Raw genomic sequence first — 20,299 nt, 5'->3', positions numbered from 1 at the left:
GGACTTCACGCGGGCACCACCAGCTCCAGGTGGTCCGCGTTCCACAGATCCTCCTCGGACTCCGGCAGCAGCAGCATCCGGTCCGGGCGCAGCGCCGCGACGGCGGCACGTCGTGGGTGACCATGACGATCGCGCCCGGATACGTGCCCACCGCGGCCCGGACCTCGGCGCGGGCGGCCGGGTCGAGGTTGCCCGCCAGGGCGGTGGGGGTCCCCCATGCCTTTGAGGCCAGAGGGGCAGGCGTTCAGCAACGCCAGGAGACGGAGATGCAGCGGGAGTTGCTCGACGCGGGCGCAGCATCACGCGCTGCTCCCAGCGAACATGCTGCGGCTGTTCCGGAGCGACACGATTCGTGAGTTCTGGGAACACACGCGACCGGCACGCGCGGAAGGTGTGGCGCCTGGCGGTTCGATGGGGAAGTTCTACGAAATGGCCGAGCCGGCCTACCAGCGGCATCAGGCGGACAGGCCAGGAGCCGAGTGATCAAGCTGAAGGAGGCTGCCATCCCGCTGCGAGGGCGACGCTGCGGGGGACCACCACAAGGCGTTCACCGGGGCCCACGCCAGCGCCTTGGGGGAGCTGATCGTGCAGTTCGCCCGGGGCCTCCGAACCGATCAGAGCGAGATCGCCGTTGGGGAGTTCGAAGACGGCCGGGCGACTTGTAGAGCGCCAGTACCTGCAGAAACGTTCCTCACGGCTGTGACGGCAGATCGAAATCCAGGGCCTGCGCGGCCTCGTCCGGCGTCGGCTGAGTCCACCGCTCCACCATCGCCTGGTTCGAGGACAACGAGCGCAGCTCGGCCCGGTCCAGGTACAGCGTCCCGTCGAGATGGTCCGTCTCGTGCTGCACGATCCGCGCGGGCCAGCCGCTGAACACCTCGTCCACGGGGCGCCCGAATTCGTCCTCACCCCTCAGCCGCACCTGCGCGTGCCGCGCCACGACCGCCTGCCAGCCCGGCACGCTCAGACAGCCCTCGAAGAAGGCCGCCCGAGCCGTCCCGACGGGCTCGTACGTCGGATTGACCAGTACCCGGAACGGCTGCGGCACCCGGCCGCGGGCCAGCCGCACCTCCTCCGGCACCGGCGCCGGGTCCTCGATCACCGCGATCCGCAGCGGCACGCCCACCTGCGGTGCGGCCAGGCCCACACCCGGCGCCTCGTGCATGGTGAGGCGCAAAGCCTCGACGAAGCGGGTCAGCAGCGCGGGGCCGAGCTGGCCGTCGAAGCGCTCGGTGCCTCGCCGCAGGACCGGGTCGCCCGCCGCGACGATGGGCAACGGGCCGCCGACGGCGAGAAGTTCCTCGACCTGCTCGGCAAGGGGCACGTGATGACGGGGAGTTGCCATCGGGCCAGGATGCCACGGACTTCGGTCTCCGCCGTCTCGGCCTGTAACGCACACCACTTCTACCACCGGGAACTCGGCGTGGCGCACCCCCGACTACTGGACCGCTACGCCATCTCACGTCCCCGTTCCCCGGAGAAGCCCGCCGATGTCCACCGTTCCCTCGACCTCCCCCACTTCCGGCTCCGCTCCAGCGGGGGGACCCCCACCGGACGAAGCCCCGCAACCGGCCGTCGCCCCGGCGCCGTCCCCCAGCCGCCTGGCGTCACTGCGCCCGCTGGTGCTGCGACTGCACTTCTACGCCGGCGTGTTCGTCGCGCCGTTCCTGTTCGTCGCCGCCGTCACCGGCTTTCTGTACGCCGGCGCGTTCCAGGCCGAGAAGCTCGTGTACGCCCACGAGATGACCGTCGCGAAGGTCGGCGACACCAGGCTGCCGATATCCGAGCAGGTCACAGCAGCGCGCAAGGCGCACCCCGAGGGCACGGTCTCCGCGGTACGCCCCTCGCCGGAGGCCGATGCCACCACCCGGGTGATGCTGTCCGGCGTCAAGGGCGTCGACCCCGGCCACTCCCTCGCCGTCTTCGTCGACCCGTACACCGGCAAGGTGCGCGGCGCCCTCGAACAGTACGGTTCGACGGGCGCGCTGCCGTTGCGGACCTGGATCGACGAATTCCACCGCGACCTTCACCTCGGCGACACCGGCCGGCTCTACAGCGAGTTCGCCGCGAGCTGGCTGTGGGTGATCGCGGTGGGCGGCCTGGTGCTGTGGTTCTCCCGCCGCCGGGCGCTGCGCAAGCTGCGCGGCACCAGCGGTCGCCGCCGCACGCTCGGTCTGCACGGCACCGTCGGCGTCTGGGCCGCCGCCGGGTTCATCTTCCTGTCGGCGACCGGTCTGACCTGGTCGACCTACGCCGGGGCGAACATCGACACGCTGCGTACCTCGCTCGGCCAGGCCACTCCGTCGGTCTCGGCGACGGCGGGTGGCGAGCACGCGGGTCACGGCAGCTCCGCCACCACCGGGACGGGCGCACACGGCGTCGGCCTCGACAAGGTGCTGGCGGCGGCCCGGGCCAAGGGCCTGACCGACCCGGTGGAGATCGTGCCGCCCGCCGATGCGAACTCCGCATACGTCGTCAAGCAGGTGCAGCGCAGCTGGCCCGAGAAGCAGGACTCGGTCGCGGTCGACCCCACCACCGGCAAGGTCACCGACGAACTGCGCTTCGCCGACTACCCGTTGCTCGCCAAGCTGACCCGCTGGGGCATCGACCTGCACACCGGCATCCTGTTCGGCCTGGTCAACCAGATCGCCCTGATGGCGCTCGCGCTCTGCCTCATCCTGCTGATCGTCTGGGGCTACCGCATGTGGTGGCAGCGCGGACGCGGCTCCACCTTCGGCCGGCCGATCCCGCGCGGCGCCTGGCAGCAGGTACCACCGCAGATCCTCGTGCCGGCGGTCGCCGTCATCGCCGTCCTCGGTTACTTCGTGCCGCTGCTCGGCATTCCGCTGGCCGCCTTCGTCGTCGTCGACGTCCTGCTCGGCGAGATCGCCCACCGGAAGGGACGGTCCACACCCGCACCGGACCCGGCCGTGCAGTAGCGGGCCGGCGCAGGGCGGAGACATGGCCGGGGCCCGGTTCCATCGTGGAACCGGGCCCCGGCCGCAGAGCCGTAGCGTTACGGCGTAGCTCAGACCTGCTCGAAGTCGCCCGCGAGCGCCGAGGCGATCCGCATGTGCGACTCGGCCTCCTCGTGGCGCCCCTGCCGCTGCAGCGTGCGTCCGAGCATCAGCCGTGCGTAGTGCTCCACCGGGTCGCGCTCGACGATGAGACGCAACTCGCTCTCCGCGCGCCGCAGTTGGGCCGAGTGGTAGTAGGCACGCGCCAGCAGCAGCCGCGGCCCGGTCTGCTCCGGCACCTCCTCGACCAGCCCGCCCAGCACGCGCGCCGCGGCGGCGTAGTCCTTGGCGTCGAAGAACATCTGCGCGCGCTCCCAGCGCTCCGCCGGTGTTCCGTGGTCGTAGTACGTCATCTCCACTCGTGACCTCCTTCGTGCACTCCAACCGCAGGAGGTCGTTGAACATTCCACTATGCATGCGGTACGTCGGGGACGGGCACTCAGGCCGCCGACGCGGCCAGCTCTGCGTTGGCCCGCTCGGCCACCAGGGCCAGCACCCGCCCGGCCGCCGCCAGATCCTCCGCCGGAATGCCGGCATAGATCCGGGCGGAGATCACCGCGGTCTCGGCGCTGGCTTCGGCGTGGAATGCCCGCCCGGCATCGGTGGCGTGGACGCCGGTCGCCTCGGCGGCCACCAGCCCCTTGGCGATCAGTTCGTCTATGACGCCCTGCACTTCGGCCGCCTCGACCTTGAGCGCGCCGGCGACCTGTCCGACGAGTTCTTCGCGCTCGAGGGGCCCTTCGGTGGCGAGGGGCCGCAGGGTGATCTGCTGCTGGAAGGTGGCGCCGTGACGGGCCAGTACGTGCTCCAGGACGGCGCGACCGGCGTAGTGGGCCAGGGCGATCACGCGAGGGTCGGCGGGCGGTGCGCTGTTGTATGTGGTGGTGGGTGCGGTGCGGTATGTGGTGGTGGGTGCGGTGCTGGTCATGACTACTCCTTCTCGTCCTTCTCGCTGTCAGGGTTCTCGCCGAACGGATCAAGAGGTGCGTCGAGCAGGGTCACCAGGTCCCGGGTGAACTCCCGCGCGCGGGGGCTGTCGAGGCCGCCGAGCGGCTGCAGCAACTGCTGCAGAAGCCCCTGTACGACCTTGATCGCGCGCCCGGTGACCTCACGGCCCTGCTCGGTGAGGGCCAGCTGCACCGCGCGCGGATCCTTGAGGTCCCGGGTGCGCTCGACCAGGCCGGCCGCTTCCAGGGCGCGGGCCAGTTTGGACACGTACAGCGGCTCGAGGCCCGTCACATCGGCGAGGCGGCGCTGGCTGGGGCGCTCCCCGCTGCGCTGCATGCCGTACAGCGAGGCCACCAGCGAGTACTGCGCGTGGGTGAGCCCGAGCGGGGCCACTGCCCGGTCGACGGCCACCCGCCACTTCATCGACAGACGCCACACCAGGAAGCCGGGTGTGGCTTTCTCGGAACCTGTGCTCATGGCAGATACAATACATGGCTACTATATCCATGGCTACTATTTTTCGAGGACAGACGAGAATGCCCGGGTGACGGACTGACGGGAGGCCCTCGGCAGGGCTAGGTTGGCGCCATGAGCAATCTTGATCGCGAGCCGGTTCCCGCCGTGTGCGGCGGCCGTGGATTCGTGGTGGCGGAGCCCGTGCGTGAACTCCTCAGCCCTCGCCGCGTCAAGCTCGGCGAGTCGACCGAAGTGCGCCGCCTGCTGCCCAACCTGGGCCGCCGCATGGTCGGCGCCTGGTGCTTCGTCGATCACTACGGCCCCGACGACATCGCCGACGAACCCGGCATGCAGGTGCCGCCGCACCCCCACATGGGCCTGCAGACGGTGAGCTGGCTGCACGAGGGCGAGGTGCTGCACCGCGACTCCACCGGCAGCCTGCAGACGATCCGCCCCCGCGAACTGGGCCTCATGACCTCCGGCCGGGCCATCAGCCACTCCGAGGAGAGCCCCCGGCCGCACGCCCGTTTCCTGCACGGCGCGCAGCTGTGGGTGGCCCTCCCCGACGGCCACCGTCACACCGACCCCCACTTCGAGCACCACGCCGAACTGCCGCGCGTCACGGCTCCCGGCCTCAAGGCCACGCTGATCCTCGGCACCCTCGACGGGGCGACCTCGCCCGGCACGACGTACACCCCGATCGTCGGCGCCGACCTGACCCTCGCCCGCGGCGCGGACGTACGCCTGCCGCTGGAGCCGGACTTCGAGTACGCCGTACTGTCCATGTCCGGCGAGGCCCACGTCGACGGCGTGCCGGTCCTGCCGGGTTCGATGCTCTACCTCGGCTGCGGCCGCACCGAACTCCCGCTGCGCGCCGAGTCGGACGCAGGCCTGATGCTCCTGGGCGGCGAGCCCTTCGAGGAGGAGCTGATCATGTTCTGGAACTGGATCGGACGGTCGCAGGAGGAGATCGTGCAGGCCCGTCAGGACTGGATGGAAGGCTCCCGGTTCGGGGAGGTGAAGGGGTATGACGGGGCGCCACTGCCCGCACCGGAACTGCCGCCGGTGCCGTTGAAGCCACGAGGAAGAGTGCGCTGACCTGCTGGAACGCGTCATCGTTGGCGGCCGCCAGGCGGAAGGCGGGCGGGTAATTCTCGCGGTCTTCCACCTGCTTGCCGGGAGGCGTCTGAACAGCTGGCTGGCTCCGGCCGATGCGGTTGGCGATGCCACTGTGTGGCTGTCTGTGGGCGGCTGTAGCAGGACTCTTGCTGACCTAATGCTGACTTTGCTGACGGTTCGTCAGGCTCGGATGAAGGACTCTTTTCCCAGCTTCGGGGCTTGCGGAGGCGTTTGCAGGTTCAGTCGTGTCGGGACCGATGCTGACTTGGCTGGCGGTCGAGTCAGACGTTGCGGTGGGATGGCGGCGCTCTCATTGCCGCCTTGTGGGGATTCCACAAGATTCTGATGTCATCGCTGCCTGTCGGCAGCGCTGCTTGTGTCCGATCCGAAAGATGCCGCGCCGGAGAGTGAGTAGCAGCTTCTTCGTCTGCTGGTGGTACACGTCAGACCCCGCTCCTGACCTGCGACAAACAGTGGAAACGCCGAGCGCCAGGTTGATTCGGTCCGCACCTGGTCCGGATCTTGATGAGTCGTACGTGGCGCTAGCGAGTGGGCCCCGGTCCCACATGGCACAGGTAGGCGGAACCGTCTTCTGGCGTCCGTGTGGTCCAGGTCGGGAGCGTTTGGGCTGGTCAGGTCCTTGTGGTGCAGCTGCGTCGACCCTGTTGGTGACACGCATGTGACTGCGGTGACTGACGTGGACCCCTGTCGGCTCGTTCAGGCGGGGGTCTCCGCGTTCGGGATGGGCCCGGGCCAAGCGGTAGTCGATGAGGTTTGCTCTGCTCCGGTTCGCTGTTCGTCGATCGCGGCCAGCTGCGGATACTGCCCGACGGCCGGTTCGCCACCCGTCTGTGACCAGGAGCTTCGCCACTCGGAGCAACTCCACTCAAGAGCGACCGGCCCGGTGATCCACTGGCAAGTGGACGACATCGCCTGGTTGCACGGCTTCCGACGTCTACGGATCCGATGGGAACGGCGGGCCGACATCCCCGAAGACTTCACACTGCCGTAAGAGCCCAGCCGAGCCGGCACGGCGGCGACGGTTCAGCCGCAACCGCCGACGGAGCAGCGCTGCCGGCTCGCGCCCGGCAGGGCGGCGCCATGGGCGCGTCGGAGATGAGCAGTTGGATGCCGGAGAGACCGCGGGCGATCAGGGAGCGCGGCAAGGCGAGCCAGTGGGCGCCGTCCTCGGCGGTGGCCGCGTCCGGGGCATGGGTCTCACGGGGGCCGTCGGCGTGGACGCCGGAAGGCACGTGGGCGCTGATGGCGCGGGCGCCCTCGCGGATCTTCTGGCCGCGCGAGAGGCCACTCCCCGCTGATGCGGCGTCCGTCCTCCCGTGAGACTTGGCGACGGGGTCCGCCGGAGCTTCCCGAGAGGTAACGGCCGCCGCTGTGGCTCACTGTGTGTAGAAGGTGGCGTCGCCCCGGTCGGTCGCCGTGCTGGGGGCCTGGACGTAGAGCAGGTAGTTGTAGTGGCGGATGTAGCGGCCCGGGAGGTTGTACGCCTCGTACGAGACCCCGGCGGAGTCCGCGAGGCCGGCCCGGGCCGTGAAGGAGGCGTCAGACGCGAACTGCGCCGTCCCGTCGTTCTTCTCCACCCACACCTCGTAGTTCTTGTGGCGCAGGAAGTAGCCCGGGAAGTTGGCCGATTCCAGGGAGACCGTGCCCGTGCCGGCCATACCCGTGACGACCCGGAACTGCGAGTCGGCCAGGGGCGAGACGTTCGCCTCGATCTTGGCGCGGTAGTCCCAGTGCCGGATGAACCGGTCGGGGAAGTTGTACGAGGAGAGCCGGATCGGGGTGAGGCCGTCGGCGACCGGGATGCCGAAGTCGGGGGTGCCGTCGGCCTTCCAGTAGATCTTCTGGACGCGGGTGCGGCGGTTGGGGTCGTTGAGGGGGGAGCCGCTGATGTCCTTGTAGCTGCGGTCGTGGTAGACGAGGATGTCCGACGTGCCGTCCTCGGAGACCGTGAACTGGTTGTGCCCGGGGCCGTACTGACTGGTGGCGGCGAAACTGGCGAAGACCGGGCCGGCGCTCTTGGCCCACGACGAGGCGCTGAGCAGGTCGGCCGAGGCGGACGCGGTCAGCATGCCCATGCAGTAGTTGGCGTCGGTGGCACTGGCCGAGAAGGTCAGGAAGACCATGCCGCCCCGCTGGATCACGGCCGGGCCCTCGTTGACCGTCTCGCCTCCGGCGGTCTCCCACGCGGCGGTGGGCCTGCTGATCATGACCGGGGTGCCGGTGATGGTCCACGGGCCGGACATCTGCGCGATGTAGATGTTGGTGCCGCGGCCGACGGCCGGGTCGTTCTGCGCCCAGGCGAGGTAGCGGGTGCCGTTCACGGCGAAGGTCGTCGCATCCAGGGAGAAGGTGTCCAGGGGCAGTGCGATACGCCCCTTCTCCGTCCAGGTCCCCGTGATCGGGTTCGCGGCGGTGCACTCCAGGACGTAGGGCCGGATGTGCCAGATGTCGTCGGCGTCACCGGCGGCGAAGTACACGTACCACGTGCCGTCGATGAAGTGGATCTCCGGGGCCCAGATGTAGCCGCCCATCGCACCGGTGGCGTGCTTGGTCCAGATGGTCGTCTCGGTGGCCGAGGACAGCCCCTGGAGCGTGGTGGCACGGCGGAGCACGATGCGGTCGTACTCCGGCACCGTGGCGGTGAAGTAGTAGAAGCCGTCAGTGTGCCTGAAGATGTGCGGGTCGGCCCGCTGCTCGGCGACGGTGTTCGTGTACGTCACACCTGGTGAAGCGGGCACGGCGGCGTGGGCGGTGCCGGCCGAGACGCCGGTGAAGGTGGCGGCGGCCGAGCCGGCGATCAAGCCGAGGACCGATCGACGGGTGAGCGCAGGTCTCACGGATTGCTCCCTCTGGTGCGGGCGGCGCAGAGAAACCGTCCGCTCAACTGCCGGTATTTCGAACGCCGTTCGTGAATTCGGCCAGAACCTAAGTCCTGCGCTCGCCCCCGTCAACGCTTTGGTCAAAGAAGCATCCGACGAGTTGGTCGACGCCCGCTGCGAAAGGCCATGGATTGTCGGATGTATTGACGCATCCCGACTCCCCCACTTAATGTCTGCCCGATTCTACGAACGCCGTTCGATATATCGCACCACGGGACCGGTCGGGTCCCGGTTGGCTGAGGCGGCAACTCGGTCACCGCTGCTGATATCGCAGCATTCCGAAGGCCGCCACCGCCGTGCCACAGACAAGAGGAGCCCTCCGAGAACAGGAGCCCTCTGAGAAAGGAGGCCGAAGCCGCGCACGAATGAAGCACTTCGTGGGCGCCGAAAATGCTGTCACCCCACAGACGCACCGGCTCCCGTGCCCGGGCCCGCCGTCACCACGGCGATACGCACCGCACTCCGGGAGACGCACCGTTGCCCGGATCTGCCCCTTTCCGGATCGTGCGGCAACCGTCCTGTCACACCCCCCACCGAGACGAGCTCCCCCCGCCACCCCGCTCTTCCCCTCTCCCGACGGTGGCACCTGCACGAAGACAGGAGATCCACATGTCCGCGCTCCGCGCCCGGCTGACGGTGATATTGCTCGCCGCATGCCTCCTCTTCGCCGGCCAGGCCCTGACCACACCCCAACGGGCCGACGCAGCCGATCCGGGTTACCTCATGGTGCACTTCACCGGTGAGGGGGCGACCAACCAGCAGATGTACCTCTCGCACAGCACGGACGGCCTGCAGTGGAACGACCTCAACGGCGGCGGGATGGTCCTGCGCTCCACAGTCGGCACGAAGGGAGTGCGCGACCCCGCATTCGTGAGATCCCCCGACGGCAGCAAGTACTGGATCATCGCGACCGACCTGTGCATCAGCTGCGGGCAGGACTGGAACGCCGCCATCAACAACGGCAGCCGCAACCTGGTGGTGTGGGAGTCCACCGACCTGGTCACCTGGTCACAGCCGTGGCTGCTCAACGTCGCCGGCGACATCCCCGACGGCCGCAACGCCTGGGCGCCCGAGGCGATCTGGGACCCGCAGACCAACGACTACGTCCTGTACTGGGCGACCAACGTGCCCCTCGACGGCAAGACGAAGCACCGCATCTACTACGCCCACACCAGCGACTTCCGCACCATCACCACCCCGCAGACCTACATCGAGCGACCCGGCGCGCAGGAGATCATCGACACCCAGATCATCGAGATGCCGGCCGGAGTGGGCAACTACCGCTACGTGCGGGCCTCCGGTGACGGCCAGATCACCCTCGAGGGCAGCAACTCCATCCTCGGAACCTGGACCCGGCTCGGCGACCTCTCCGGCATCGGCCTGACCGGATCGATGGTCGAGGGCCCGATGTGGATGAAGTTCAACGGCACCAACAAGTGGGCCCTCTACCTCGACCAGTACGCCTCCGGCGGCGGCTACATGCCGGTCCTGACGACCGACCCGTCCAATCCCGCCTCCTACCAGAAGCAGGCTTCGGGAAGCTACAACATGGGCGGCACGAAGAAGCGCCACGGCTGGATCATGAACCTGACCGCCGCCGAGGAGAGCCGGGTCCTCGCTCGCTGGCCCAACACCCCCGCCCAGCGCCTCCAGTCGTACAACTTCCCGGACCGGTACGTGCGCCAGACCAACTTCGACGTGCGCATCGATCCCAACGTGAGCCCCGCCGAGGACGCCCAGTTCCGGCTGCGCCCCGGCCTGGCGGGCACCGGCACCGTCTCCTTCGAGTCGGTGAACCACCCCGGCTACTTCCTGCGCCACTCCAACTTCGACTTCCAGCTCGCCCACGACGACGGCGCCACCCAGTTCGCCGCGGACGCCACCTTCCGCAAGGTCGCTGGCCTCGCCGACGCCGGCTGGTCCTCGTTCCAGTCGTACAACTACCCCGACCGCTACATCCGGCACTACGCCTACGAGCTGAGGCTCGACCCGATCACCACCGCGACGGGACGCGGCGACGCCACCTTCCGTGTGACGAGCTGACCCCATGTCGACAGGGACGTGGGACGCACTGACGGACAGCGGGATGCGACTGCTGCCGGCCCTGGTCCGTCAGGCGGGCGAGCGGCAGCACTTCCCGGAGTACGCCGGCGGCGCCCGGGTCTGCGAAGCCCGGCTGATGTCCGCGCACGGGCAGATCCGCTGCCGGACATGCGCCTGGGACCACCCGACGTCGTGGGCCCAGGACACCGACTGACTCGCCGCCTCCCCTGGAGCCGACGAGCAACCAGCACCGGACCCGGTGCCGCAGAGAGCCGACTCCGGCACCGGGCCCGGCAGCGTCGAGGCAGCCCCCGCCGTCCGCACCACCGGACACCGAGGGTGCGTCGACGCATCACGCCCCACCCTCTCAAGGAGCTCTTCATGATCAGACCACCGTGGATTCGCGCCGTCAGACGCTCGCTGCTCGCGGCCGGTGCCACTGCCGCGCTCGCCGCCGGCCTGCTCACCGCCACAGCCACCACATCACAGGCCGCCACCCAGGGACCGTGCGACATCTACGCCGCGGGCAACACCCCCTGCGTCGCCGCACACAGCACCACCCGCGCCCTGTACGGGACGTACAACGGTCCGCTCTACCAGGTCAGGCGCGCCTCCGACAACACCACCCTGAACATCGGCGTGCTCAGCGCCGGCGGATACGCCAACGCCGCCGCGCAGGACTCCTTCTGCGCAAACACCAGCTGCGTCATCACCGACATCTACGACCAGTCCGGCAAGGGCAACGACCTCACCCAGGCACCCGCGGGCGGAGCCGCAAGCGGGCCGGACAACCTCGCCAACGCCGTCGAAGCCCCCGTCACCGTCGGCGGCCACAAGGCGTACGGCGTCTACGTCGCCCCCGGCACCGGCTACCGCAACGACCACACCAACGGCATCGCCACCGGCGACCAGCCCGAGGGCATGTACGCGATCTTCAACGGCAAGCACTTCAACGGCGGCTGCTGCTTCGACTACGGCAACGCCGAGACCAACGACCACGACACCGGCAACGGCCACATGGAGGCCATCTACTTCGGCAACAACAAGATCTGGGGCTCCGGCAGCGGCGACGGCCCCTGGATCATGGCCGACCTGGAGAACGGCCTGTTCTCCGGAGTGAACCAGCACCTCAACACGGGCGACCCCACCGTCACCAACCGGTTCCTGACCGCCATGGTCAAGGGCGGCCCGAACCAGTGGGCCATCCGCGGCGGCGACGCCCAGTCGGGCGGCCTGTCCACCTTCTACAACGGCGTGCGCCCCAACGTCTCCGGCTACAACCCCATGCACAAGGAAGGCTCGATCATCCTGGGCATCGGCGGTGACAACAGCAAGGGCGCCCAAGGCACCTTCTACGAAGGCGTCATGACCTCGGGCTACCCCTCGGACGCCACCGAGAACGCCGTACAGGCCAACATCAACGCCGTCGGCTACGACGGCGGCTCGACCAGCACCGGCTCACTGACCCCCGGCTCGCGGATCTCCCTGCAGGCCACCACCGCCCCCTGCTGCACCAACGACTACCTCCGGCACAATGACGCCGACACCAAGGTCGTCATCTCCAACATCACCGCCGCCAGCTCGGCCACCGACAAGGCCGACGCCACCTGGATCGTCCGCGCCGGACTGGCCAACACCTCCTGCCTGTCCTTCGAGTCCGTCGACAAGCCCGGCCAGTACCTGCGCCACTACAACTACCAGCTCAACCTGAACTTCGACGACGGCGGCAGTGCGTTCGCGAAGGACGCCACCTTCTGCCCGACCACGGGCAACAGCGGGGTCGGCACCTCCTTCCAGTCCTCCAACTTCCCGACGAAGTACCTCCGCCATTACAACTTCACGGCCTACATAGCCAGCAACGGCGGCACCAACGCCTGGGACTCCACGTCGTCGTGGGCCCAGGACACCAGCTGGCTCACCGCCTCTCCCTGGAGCTGACGAGCAACCGGCGTCTCTGAGCGCCTACACGGAGCGAGCACGGCAGCCTTGCAAAATCGCAGGCAGGCCGTGCTCGCTTCCTTCTCACAGGGACAGCCGCCGACGGTCCCCGGCCCGACGGCAGGCGCGCACTTGGCCGCCACATCCGCGAAGGCCCGCTCCACCTTTGCGACATGGCAACCCCAGGCCGTTGTGCGATCCACCGTCTGTGACTCCTCGACCTTCCGTCCGACGGTCACGGCCGTGGCCGGGCTACGGCTGTGTCCTCTTGGATTGGGACAGGGCCACCGCGCACCTCCCGGGTTGAACTGGCCGTTCACCAAGGAGAGTTGCAGGTGGCCTGCCTGCTGGGCAGGGAGCGAATCCCCAACAGCACACACCCCCGGGGCGTACGCCCTAGCCGTGATCGGCTACACCACCAAGCGGGACGCCGCCCGGGCCTGCCCGTAGACAAGGAGTGTCAAGAAATCGGGTGACCGCAGCCAGGCGGTGCCGGTCGCGATTCCGTGTCATACGAACATGGCCACCATACTGATGATCATGATTGCTGTGCCCGATTCCCGGTACACCCGAGCCAGGGGGGCGCACGGCGTGGCCTTGGGAGCCGTCGGAACCAAGGGACGATCCGACAACTGCCGGAACATGATCTCGGCCGCTCGGGCGGTCACCCAGACGACGACGGTCAGGATGGCCGGTCCAGCTGCCATGCCGGCGGGCATGTGCGTGGGGGATCCGCCGGCGTGGCCCGCCATCAGCGCCATGAGCAGTGCCATCGCGGCCAGGTCGATCACCTCGGTGCGGACCCGCCGGTCGAGGCACGCCCGAATGGCGCTCCACAGGCCGGCGGCTACGACGGCCCAGACCCCTGAAGATGCCCGGTGACCTGTCATGAGCGCCATCCCGGCCAGTGCGAGCAGTTGCGGTCCCCAGCGATGCACCGGCCCGGGCAAGTGACCGATGAGGCAGAGAAGCACCCCTGCCAGGCCAACCGTCAGCAATGTCTCACTCATGGTCGTCGTGGCCGTGGAAGCCGTGCGAGGCGGGTGGCGTTCGAGGGAACGCCGAGCGTCGGGGTCGGGATGTGCGGTCGAAGTAGCCGATCGGTTCCGACCGGCGCCGGCGGAGCTGGTGACGGCCGGGTCGAAGAGGTTTCCGGATCCGGTGGGCACCGGCACGGGCGCCGGGGGCATCCAGGCGCCAGTACTCGGTCACCCGGCGCTGGGACATCACGGACGAGGACCTGCCCGTCCACTGTGAAAAGTTGCCGGCCGGGCAGGTCATCTGAAACTCGCCTTCAGCGGCAGGGGCTGTTAGCCAGGCTGTCAGACCTCGTCGAGAGTCGCGGGACCGCCGAGCAGGGCGGCACCGTCGACGACCCGGCCTTCGGCCACGCGGCTGACGAATGCCACGGTGCGGGCGGCGGCTTCGGCTGCCTCGGGGACCAGCGTGTTGGTGCGGTGCGGTGCGGTGCGGTGCGGTGCGGTGCGGTGCGGACCGGGACCGAGTTCGCGAACCCGCCCGGCGTGCCGTGAGACCGTCCCGGCCCGAGCGGGACGGCGATCGCCCCGCCGGTGAGGCCCGGCAGGGCGGTCGTCACGGGTTCAGCCCCGCTGGTGCGGTCGAGTCGACGTGGACGGGCTCAGGCGTGTGCCACACCGGCCGCAGGGGCTCACGGCGTTGCTCGGTTGGACTCCCACCAGTGCAGTGACCTGCACGTGCGAGCGGGTCCTGTCGGAGTGTCAGAGCTGGTAGAAGTCGGTGTAGTGGTTGGGGGAGTACCAGACGGCGCCGGTGTCGGAGTCGACGACGATCCGGTAGGCGTCCCGGTGGGCGCCGCAGGTGCGGGGGTAGACGTCGTACTCGTAGAAGGTGTCACCGGAGGGCAGCTGTCCGTCGTTGTTGTAGAACTCGCCGCCGGCGTAGCTGCACCGGCCGTCCGGCCAGTCGACCCAGCCACGGGTGGTCGGGTAGCCGAGGTCGGACCAGGTCGAGTTGGCCGAGGCTGCGGCGGAGCATCCGCTGATGTTGCAGGAGTCGTAGACCGCCGCGTTCGCAGCGGGGCTGTTGATCGCGGACAGGCTGAGCACGGATGCGATGGCGGCGAGCAGCACCGCGAACCGCTTGGCCCAGGACAGCTGGGGACGTCGCAGAGTCAGCAAGGAATCCTCCGAGTTGATGTTTTTGGCCGCCGCCGAGATGCGGTAGCGGCCGTCAAGGGGGCTGGGTGCGCGGCGGCCGTGGTGCGGGTGTGGCCCCAACGCCGTGGGCGGTTCGTCAGCCGGCGGGTGCCGTCGTCGCGACGGTCCCGGCGAAGAGCAGGGCCGAGGCGAGGACGCCCGTGGCGCCGAACCTGGTGATCTGTGGGGGCAAGCTCATGTCGCAAAGAATGACGCGCGTAGACATGCCCCTGTCAATGCCAAGAAGGCGATGTTTCCCAGGAGTTCACGGAGACATCTCAGGGACGACCTGGTCGTTTCAGTGTCACCGGCCGCCCCGTGGGGCCTCGTCGCGCAGCTGCAGACGCTGACACCCGACGTGCCTCCGGGCGGCGAGTTCGCATCAGAACCTGGCGGCGTCGACGGTTTCGGCTCCATCCGGTTCAGCGTGCTTCGGAGCCGGATGGCCCGTCAGTTCGGCGACTGTAGGTACGAGTCGGCCGCGACCATCACATCGGCGCACTCCCACGTGGCGGAGACGCGTTTGGCTTCGCCGACCTCGGACGCCCTTCCGGGCGCGGGGCACCCCGCGGCGTCCATGGGCGAGGCGCCGAACGGCAGCCGTGCGCCATGGGCTCCCAACCAGGGCGTGTTGCGAAAGCGGATCAAGGTCGCGGTTGATCACGTTCGTGGGGGCGTGGAGATCTGACGAACAGCCAGTGGGCGGGGCCGGCTCCGCGGTAGGGGCAGCGTTCGATCATGACGGTGGATGCGCCGAGGAACACAGTGCCGCCATCGGCGAACCTCCATCCCTGGTCACAGAAATCTCCTCAACTGGTTGCTGGGGATGCCGTGTTTGCGGCGGAGCCAGATCGCAACGCGGTGCCGCTGGCCGCCGCCCTCCAAGTCATCGCCTCTGACGAGGCGCTGGGCCTGCCCCCTGAGCAGCAGACGTACGTGTGGGAGCGTGCCGCCGAACTCGACCTCGCTGTGGTCAAAGACTTCGCCGGCGCCCACACCATGCCGGCAGAGGTTCGTCGCGCTGCAGCGCTTTGATGTGCGAGGGGCTAGAGGCTCGGCCAGCGGACCGACTCAGCCCTGACAGGAACGGGGCAACGACCGGTCCGACCGCCGCGTCCGGCACTGCGCCCGCGTAGTCGAGCGTGGCCTCCGTCCCCTCCGCCTCGACGTGCTCCTCGGCGGGGCTGGGATTCCGGGCAGATCAGGCTGGCCAGGACACTGATAGGGCTCCTTGAGAATGGCTCTGCCCACAATTCCGGATGCCGTCGGTGATCTCATCGACACGTGTCTCCACTGGACGTCCTCTGTCGTAGCGGTCGCCTCATCCGCACGCTACGCAGCCGCGGGCCACCGCGCATACGCCGGGCGAGGGGGCCAGACGCCGGGAGCGGCGGTCAGGGCTCCGGCACTCCCGCTCAGGTACGACGGCTTGTCGCGCGTCCCGCAGTCTGATTGGGTACGGCGCGTCGGATACGCGAGGGGCGCGGTCGGCGGGAGGGAACGGGCAGCGTGCAGCCTACGGCGCAACAGGACATCCGGGGGCCACTGCCCCAAGGGCTCGCAGGAGCGATACGGCAGACCGCCGCTGACATCGCCAAGCTGTTGAAAGACGCCTCCGACACGACCGTTCCCGTGCCGGATTCGCAGTGGACGGTCGGTGAGGCCGCCGCCCATCTGGCACTGGCCAACGAGCTGATGGCCGACCTCGCATCCGGACACGCACGCCCCTACGGCGACGGCACGCCGCAGAGTCTGGCCGCCGCCAACGCACAGTCCCTCACCGTGTTCGCAGAGCGCCGGGCACAGCCGCTGGCGTCGATGATCGCCGAGCAGGCCGCCGCGTTCCTCGACGCCGCGGATCGAGCCGCGAGCGACGAGAGCGCCCCCGCTCTCGTCACGCCGCTGGGTCCCATGGACCGGCACGTTCTCGCGTCCTACCTGCTCACCCACATGCTGGGCCACGGCTACGACCTCGCTCGCGCCCTGCACCGCCCGCACATGATCGACCGCGGCCGTGTCGGGCTGTGCATGCCGTTCATGCTCTCGGTCATGCCACGCGTCGTCGACACGGCGGCCATCGCCGGCCTGACCGTCCGCTACGCCATCCGCCTCCGGGGCGGCCCGGCGTTCGGCGTCAGCCTGGACGACGGCGCCGTGCACGTGACCCCGGCGCCCCCAAGACGTCCCGACTGCACCATCCTGATCGAGCCCGTGGCCTTCCTCCTCATCGCGCTGGGCCGCCGCAACCCGTGGCGGGCCATCGGGCGGGGACAGGTCGTTGCCTGGGGACGCAAACCCTGGCTCGCGCCCCGCTTCCCGACGCTGTTCACCGCGCCCTGATCCGCCACCGGGCAGCTGCTCGCTCGTACACCCCGTACACAATGTCCGGTGATAGCGTCCCTGCTGGAGCCGCAAGCCGCGTGTCTTCCCGGACGAGCTGTGCGACGTACCCGGCCCGCCAAGACGACGCACTTCGGGAGGCATCGTGTCCGGTACGGGCGAACCAGATGTCCGGAAGTTCAGCGCAAAGCCCCTGGGCGTCGACTGGATTCACGGGTCACCGTCGGCCAAGCACAACACCGACCCCGATCTTCAAGTGCACTGGTACGACGAGCACACGGTGGTGCTCAGACAGAACAAGGCCATCAACTACGAGGCCCCGTTCCTGTACCTGTTGTTCGGCAATCGCCAGGCGGCCCTGATCGACACGGGTGCCACGGCGTCACCCGAATTCTTTCCGGTGCGCCGGACTGTCGATGACCTTGTCGAGACGTGGCTGGCGCACAACCCCCGCGACTCCTATGCCCTTCTCGTACTCCACACGCACTCGCACGGCGATCACGTCGCGGGAGACAGCCAGTTTTCCGACCGACCGGACACGATCGTGGTCGGTGCCGATCGGGATGCGTCCTGGACGTACTTCGGGTTCGCCGACGACCCGGAGGCGGTACGGCCCCTCGACCTCGGCGGGCGGGTGCTGGAAGCTCTCGCGACCCCAGGCCATGACGCCGCAGCCATCACCTTCTACGACCCGTGGACCGGATTCCTGCTGACCGGTGACACCGTCTACCGCGGACGGCTGTACATCGAGGACTGGCCGGCCTTCTCACGGACCATCGACCGGCTGATCGCATTCGCCGACCGCCGTGCCGTCACCCACGTACTGGGCTGCCACATCGAGATGACCCGCGAGCCCGGCGTCGACTACCCGATCCGCACCACGTACCAGCCGGACGAACCCCCGCTGGAGATGACCCCGGCTCACCTGCACGCCGTGCGCGCGGCCCTGGACGAAGTCGGGCCTGAACCCGCTCGACGCGCGTTCGCCGACTTCATTCTCTGGCCCATAGCAACTTGAACAGTTCCCCCCTCGTCAGTGCCTCGGCACAGGTCCCCGATCTCCGTGTCGGCGTCCTGGCGCCCATGACGAGCGGTGGGCGGAGCCGCGGCGATACGCTGATGGTGCTCGGCAAACCAGCGTGCGCTCAGCCGCAGCTCCAGCGACCGCAGCACAGGAGGAATCGTGGCCGGTCAGTTTGAGGCGACAGCCGAGATCAACCGTCCCATCGAGGAAGTCTTCGCTTTTCTCTCCGACGGTACGAACGACCCCAAGTTCAGCCCGAGGGTCCAGACGATCACGAAGACTCCGGAGGGACCGACAGCAGTCGGCACGGTCTTTACGAGCACGGTCAAGGACGCCGGCATGAAGACGGGCCGGAAGTTCCGGATCACCGAATTCGAGGCCCCTCACCGAATCCGCTGGGCAGAAACCTCGAAAAACATCGTGACGGCCGACGAAGGCGGCTACGACCTGGAGTCCACCGGTCCGGGCACCACCAGGGTGAGGATCTTCAACGTCCTCGAAGGCCACGGCATCGGAAAGCTGCTGGTGGGCTTCGCACTGGGCGCCGCGCGCAAGGACGCGCCCGCGTTCGGGCGGCGCATCAAAGCGGCGGTGGAGGCGTCCTGAGGGGTGCCGAAGTCCCGGTGCCTGCGGTGCAGATGCGGTATGGGTGCGACGGCGACCAGGGTGGATGGGGGCCGGGCGCGGACCGCCGGCGTCGGCTGCACGTCGACGCCCCGCGCCCGGCACCGCATGACTCAGCCCCCGCTCTTGCGCCGGAACGAGCGCTGGCTCGCCGCCGGACCGTGCGCGCCGCGGATCTTCGAGGCATCCGTGTGCGCGGCACCCTCGGTCTGCCCATCGCGCTTGCGCGCGAGGGCCTCACGAAACTTCCGCTTGAGGTCGTACTGGCCGTCCTCGTCGGGCGTCAGAGGAGAGCGCTCGGCATCGGCCGGCTCCGGACTGCTCTGCGGTGACGAATCTGCAGTCATTGTGACCTCCTGCGTTTGCACGGTGGAAGGTACAGCGTGTCATGCCGAGCGCCACAGGGGACACTCGCATTCCCTGCGAGCGACAGCCCTGCATCCCTGCAGCCGGTGCCGTAGGACGTCTCGTGGGCGGGCGACCCCCTCAAGGGTGAGATCATCTCCATGCTCGGGCGGAGCCGGAGTTCTTGTATCAGTAGCCGCCACCTCCTCCCCGCGGTGACCGCCTTGGCCGAGGCTGCGAGCAGATATGTGCCGCTTGAGGCGAGGCCGTCGGCCGTCTTGACGCCCGAAGCCGTGGGAGGCCCGAGCGGGGTGCGGAGGGAGGGTGATCCGGCTGCTGCCCGGATCCCCGACCCTCATTGATAGAGGCCGGAATTCCGGGATGTGCCTTCAGCTTGCCGACCGTGAGCTCCGCGTGCCCTAGCACCAGGAACAGTTCGTCGGAGGCCGGGAGACAGAACGCCCGGAGCCGGCCCACGAGGGCGACCGTGATGGGCGGCCACATTGAGGGTTCCGGCCCGCGGTTGCGTGACGGCCATGGCCAAGTGCGGATCTGCTCAGACGGGCGTCGCTCTGGCCCGTGGGGGAGTTCATGAGGTCCCCCACGGGGACGTGGGCTGTGGCTTTCAGTAGCCGATGGTGAAGCGGCGCTGCACGAAGCGCGGCAGTTCCGCCTCATCGATCAAGGCGATGGCCGCGTCCTGCACCGAGATGCGGCTGCGGCCGTCAGCGTCCAGGACCGGCTGGTCGCCGCCGATTCGGAAGCGGCCGGTGCGCTCGCCGGGGCTGATCTCCTCGGCTGGGCTGAAGTAGGTCCACAGCCGGTTCGAGGTCCGCAGGACATCCAGGGCGTCGCGGTGACCGCGTACTGCTGCGGCGTATTCGCGGGGCAGCCCAAGCTGGTCGAGGGCGGCGTGCAGCAGCTCGTCGGAGTCTGCTCGCACCAGTCCCGGTTCGATTTCGAGGCTGCCGGCGCCGCCGATCACGATGAGCCGGGTCTGTGGGCGGCTCTCCAGAGCCTTCAGCAGGGCCCGCGCCGCCGTCGCATAGACGGTCGGGTCGGCGATCGAGCGCCGGACGGTGTCCGCGAAGTCCTTGGCGGCATTGCCCGGTTGGAATGCGCTGATCAGGACGTCGAGTCCGGGCAGGACGCCGGCGATGCTCTTCGGGTTCAGGACGTCGACGCTGGTCCAGGTGATGTGGTCGCGACGCTCCTCGCGCTGGGCCTGAACGGCGTCCCGGCTGAACGCCTTGACGGTGTGGCCGCGGTCGAGGGCCTCCGTGACGACTCGGCTGCCGATGGTGCCCGTGGCTCCGATGACTCCGATGTGCATGGTTCTCCCCTGTGCATGCCGAAGCGGGACGCCAC

At 68.9% G+C, this 20,299-nt stretch carries 19 protein-coding genes, 2 pseudogenes and 1 riboswitch; of the genes and pseudogenes, 10 read left to right on the top strand and 11 right to left on the bottom strand.

Annotation, left to right across the window (positions count from 1 at the left end; genetic code table 11):
- Nucleotides 1-5: 5 nt before the first annotated feature.
- Both ACFY1U_RS36875 and ACFY1U_RS36870 read right to left on the bottom strand, forming a co-directional pair.
- A pseudogene (locus ACFY1U_RS36875) lies at nt 6-190 on the bottom strand (ABC transporter ATP-binding protein); the annotation flags it as partial.
- A gap of 501 nt (nt 191-691) precedes the next feature.
- Nucleotides 692-1,345 (bottom strand): peptide deformylase, encoded by a 654-nt coding sequence (locus tag ACFY1U_RS36870; protein WP_390698393.1) that lies wholly within the window; start codon nt 1,343-1,345, stop codon nt 692-694.
- A 145-nt stretch (nt 1,346-1,490) separates the two neighbouring features.
- Here ACFY1U_RS36870 and ACFY1U_RS36865 point away from each other — a divergent pair, with 145 nt between their 5' ends.
- Nucleotides 1,491-2,939, top strand: coding sequence for a PepSY-associated TM helix domain-containing protein (locus ACFY1U_RS36865; protein ID WP_390698392.1), 1,449 nt, complete (start codon nt 1,491-1,493; stop codon nt 2,937-2,939).
- Nucleotides 2,940-3,028: 89 nt separating this feature from the next.
- Here ACFY1U_RS36865 and ACFY1U_RS36860 read toward each other — a convergent pair whose 3' ends face one another.
- The 3 genes from ACFY1U_RS36860 to ACFY1U_RS36850 form a co-directional block, all read right to left on the bottom strand.
- Nucleotides 3,029-3,376 carry a tetratricopeptide repeat protein gene (locus tag ACFY1U_RS36860; RefSeq protein ID WP_390698391.1) on the bottom strand — a complete coding sequence of 116 codons (348 nt, stop codon included), beginning with the start codon at nt 3,374-3,376 and terminating at the stop codon, nt 3,029-3,031.
- A gap of 80 nt (nt 3,377-3,456) precedes the next feature.
- Nucleotides 3,457-3,945 carry a MarR family winged helix-turn-helix transcriptional regulator gene (locus tag ACFY1U_RS36855; RefSeq protein WP_390698390.1) on the bottom strand — a complete coding sequence of 163 codons (489 nt, stop codon included), beginning with the start codon at nt 3,943-3,945 and terminating at the stop codon, nt 3,457-3,459.
- Between the two features lie 2 nt (nt 3,946-3,947).
- A complete protein-coding gene (locus ACFY1U_RS36850) occupies nt 3,948-4,442 on the bottom strand; it encodes a MarR family winged helix-turn-helix transcriptional regulator (RefSeq protein ID WP_390698389.1) in 495 nt (164 codons plus the stop codon).
- 111 nt (nt 4,443-4,553) lie between these two features.
- Here ACFY1U_RS36850 and ACFY1U_RS36845 point away from each other — a divergent pair, with 111 nt between their 5' ends.
- Nucleotides 4,554-5,519, top strand: coding sequence for a pirin family protein (locus ACFY1U_RS36845; RefSeq protein ID WP_390698388.1), 966 nt, complete (start codon nt 4,554-4,556; stop codon nt 5,517-5,519).
- An 886-nt stretch (nt 5,520-6,405) separates the two neighbouring features.
- Nucleotides 6,406-6,552 (top strand): annotated as a pseudogene (locus tag ACFY1U_RS36840) (IS5/IS1182 family transposase); the annotation flags it as partial.
- Here ACFY1U_RS36840 and ACFY1U_RS36835 read toward each other — a convergent pair.
- On the bottom strand, nt 6,539-6,793 hold the full coding sequence (locus ACFY1U_RS36835; protein ID WP_390698387.1) for a transposase: 255 nt from the start codon (nt 6,791-6,793) through the stop codon (nt 6,539-6,541). The pseudogene ACFY1U_RS36840 and the gene ACFY1U_RS36835 overlap by 14 nt on opposite strands.
- A 144-nt stretch (nt 6,794-6,937) precedes the next feature.
- On the bottom strand, nt 6,938-8,362 hold the full coding sequence (locus ACFY1U_RS36830; protein WP_390698476.1) for a family 43 glycosylhydrolase: 1,425 nt from the start codon (nt 8,360-8,362) through the stop codon (nt 6,938-6,940).
- A 687-nt stretch (nt 8,363-9,049) separates the two neighbouring features.
- Between ACFY1U_RS36830 and ACFY1U_RS36825 the strand changes: the two genes are divergently transcribed.
- The 3 genes from ACFY1U_RS36825 (at nt 9,050) to ACFY1U_RS36815 (ending at nt 12,421) form a co-directional block, all read left to right on the top strand.
- A complete protein-coding gene (locus ACFY1U_RS36825; protein WP_390698386.1) occupies nt 9,050-10,483 on the top strand; it encodes a glycoside hydrolase family 43 protein in 1,434 nt (477 codons plus the stop codon).
- A gap of 4 nt (nt 10,484-10,487) precedes the next feature.
- Nucleotides 10,488-10,697 carry a hypothetical protein gene (locus tag ACFY1U_RS36820; protein WP_390698385.1) on the top strand — a complete coding sequence of 70 codons (210 nt, stop codon included), beginning with the start codon at nt 10,488-10,490 and terminating at the stop codon, nt 10,695-10,697.
- A gap of 167 nt (nt 10,698-10,864) precedes the next feature.
- Complete coding sequence (locus ACFY1U_RS36815) at nt 10,865-12,421, top strand: alpha-L-arabinofuranosidase B (RefSeq protein WP_390698384.1); 1,557 nt, start codon at nt 10,865-10,867, stop codon at nt 12,419-12,421.
- Nucleotides 12,422-12,930: 509 nt separating this feature from the next.
- Here ACFY1U_RS36815 and ACFY1U_RS36810 read toward each other — a convergent pair.
- Together ACFY1U_RS36810 and ACFY1U_RS36805 are read right to left on the bottom strand one after the other, a co-directional pair.
- Nucleotides 12,931-13,431, bottom strand: a complete 501-nt coding sequence (locus ACFY1U_RS36810; RefSeq protein WP_390698383.1) for a hypothetical protein — start codon at nt 13,429-13,431, stop codon at nt 12,931-12,933.
- A gap of 729 nt (nt 13,432-14,160) precedes the next feature.
- Nucleotides 14,161-14,580 (bottom strand): ribonuclease domain-containing protein, encoded by a 420-nt coding sequence (locus tag ACFY1U_RS36805; RefSeq protein WP_390698382.1) that lies wholly within the window; start codon nt 14,578-14,580, stop codon nt 14,161-14,163.
- Between the two features lie 756 nt (nt 14,581-15,336).
- On the opposite strand from ACFY1U_RS36805, the gene ACFY1U_RS36800 reads away from it, so the two are divergent.
- From ACFY1U_RS36800 to ACFY1U_RS36785, 4 genes are all read left to right on the top strand, one after another.
- Nucleotides 15,337-15,633, top strand: coding sequence for a hypothetical protein (locus ACFY1U_RS36800; RefSeq protein WP_390698381.1), 297 nt, complete (start codon nt 15,337-15,339; stop codon nt 15,631-15,633).
- Between the two features lie 474 nt (nt 15,634-16,107).
- The gene (locus ACFY1U_RS36795) at nt 16,108-16,938 is read left to right on the top strand and encodes a maleylpyruvate isomerase family mycothiol-dependent enzyme (protein ID WP_390698380.1); all 831 of its coding nucleotides are present in this window, start codon (nt 16,108-16,110) and stop codon (nt 16,936-16,938) included.
- A 63-nt stretch (nt 16,939-17,001) separates the two neighbouring features.
- Nucleotides 17,002-17,071, top strand: a riboswitch (guanidine-III (ykkC-III) riboswitch).
- 12 nt (nt 17,072-17,083) lie between these two features.
- Complete coding sequence (locus ACFY1U_RS36790; RefSeq protein WP_390698379.1) at nt 17,084-17,956, top strand: MBL fold metallo-hydrolase; 873 nt, start codon at nt 17,084-17,086, stop codon at nt 17,954-17,956.
- Between the two features lie 165 nt (nt 17,957-18,121).
- Nucleotides 18,122-18,568: an SRPBCC family protein gene (locus tag ACFY1U_RS36785; RefSeq protein WP_390698378.1), complete on the top strand. Its 447-nt coding sequence runs from the start codon at nt 18,122-18,124 to the stop codon at nt 18,566-18,568.
- A 131-nt stretch (nt 18,569-18,699) separates the two neighbouring features.
- Here the strand turns inward: ACFY1U_RS36785 and ACFY1U_RS36780 are convergent, their stop codons facing one another.
- Both ACFY1U_RS36780 and ACFY1U_RS36775 read right to left on the bottom strand, forming a co-directional pair.
- Nucleotides 18,700-18,933, bottom strand: a complete 234-nt coding sequence (locus ACFY1U_RS36780) for a DUF5302 domain-containing protein (RefSeq protein WP_390698377.1) — start codon at nt 18,931-18,933, stop codon at nt 18,700-18,702.
- 623 nt (nt 18,934-19,556) lie between these two features.
- Complete coding sequence (locus ACFY1U_RS36775) at nt 19,557-20,264, bottom strand: NAD(P)-dependent oxidoreductase (protein ID WP_390698376.1); 708 nt, start codon at nt 20,262-20,264, stop codon at nt 19,557-19,559.
- Between the last annotated feature and the right edge of the window lie 35 nt (nt 20,265-20,299).

Origin of the sequence: Streptomyces sp. NPDC001351 (assembly GCF_042896045.1) — a bacterium.
Taxonomy (GTDB): domain Bacteria; phylum Actinomycetota; class Actinomycetes; order Streptomycetales; family Streptomycetaceae; genus Streptomyces.
Note: the sequence above shows the minus strand (reverse complement) of the source record. Positions and strands in the feature narration are given on the sequence as shown.

What these genes read in the sequence shown, in the direction of transcription:
- ACFY1U_RS36850 (WP_390698389.1), bottom strand. Translation starts at nt 4,442, where the DNA reads ATGAGCACAGGTTCCGAGAAAGCCACACCCGGCTTCCTGGTGTGGCGT.
- ACFY1U_RS36845 (WP_390698388.1), top strand. Translation starts at nt 4,554, where the DNA reads ATGAGCAATCTTGATCGCGAGCCGGTTCCCGCCGTGTGCGGCGGCCGT.
- ACFY1U_RS36870 (WP_390698393.1), bottom strand. Translation starts at nt 1,345, where the DNA reads ATGGCAACTCCCCGTCATCACGTGCCCCTTGCCGAGCAGGTCGAGGAA.
- ACFY1U_RS36780 (WP_390698377.1), bottom strand. Translation starts at nt 18,933, where the DNA reads ATGACTGCAGATTCGTCACCGCAGAGCAGTCCGGAGCCGGCCGATGCC.
- ACFY1U_RS36865 (WP_390698392.1), top strand. Translation starts at nt 1,491, where the DNA reads ATGTCCACCGTTCCCTCGACCTCCCCCACTTCCGGCTCCGCTCCAGCG.
- ACFY1U_RS36820 (WP_390698385.1), top strand. Translation starts at nt 10,488, where the DNA reads ATGTCGACAGGGACGTGGGACGCACTGACGGACAGCGGGATGCGACTG.
- ACFY1U_RS36855 (WP_390698390.1), bottom strand. Translation starts at nt 3,945, where the DNA reads ATGACCAGCACCGCACCCACCACCACATACCGCACCGCACCCACCACC.
- ACFY1U_RS36825 (WP_390698386.1), top strand. Translation starts at nt 9,050, where the DNA reads ATGTCCGCGCTCCGCGCCCGGCTGACGGTGATATTGCTCGCCGCATGC.
- ACFY1U_RS36775 (WP_390698376.1), bottom strand. Translation starts at nt 20,264, where the DNA reads ATGCACATCGGAGTCATCGGAGCCACGGGCACCATCGGCAGCCGAGTC.
- ACFY1U_RS36815 (WP_390698384.1), top strand. Translation starts at nt 10,865, where the DNA reads ATGATCAGACCACCGTGGATTCGCGCCGTCAGACGCTCGCTGCTCGCG.
- ACFY1U_RS36810 (WP_390698383.1), bottom strand. Translation starts at nt 13,431, where the DNA reads ATGAGTGAGACATTGCTGACGGTTGGCCTGGCAGGGGTGCTTCTCTGC.
- ACFY1U_RS36800 (WP_390698381.1), top strand. Translation starts at nt 15,337, where the DNA reads ATGACGGTGGATGCGCCGAGGAACACAGTGCCGCCATCGGCGAACCTC.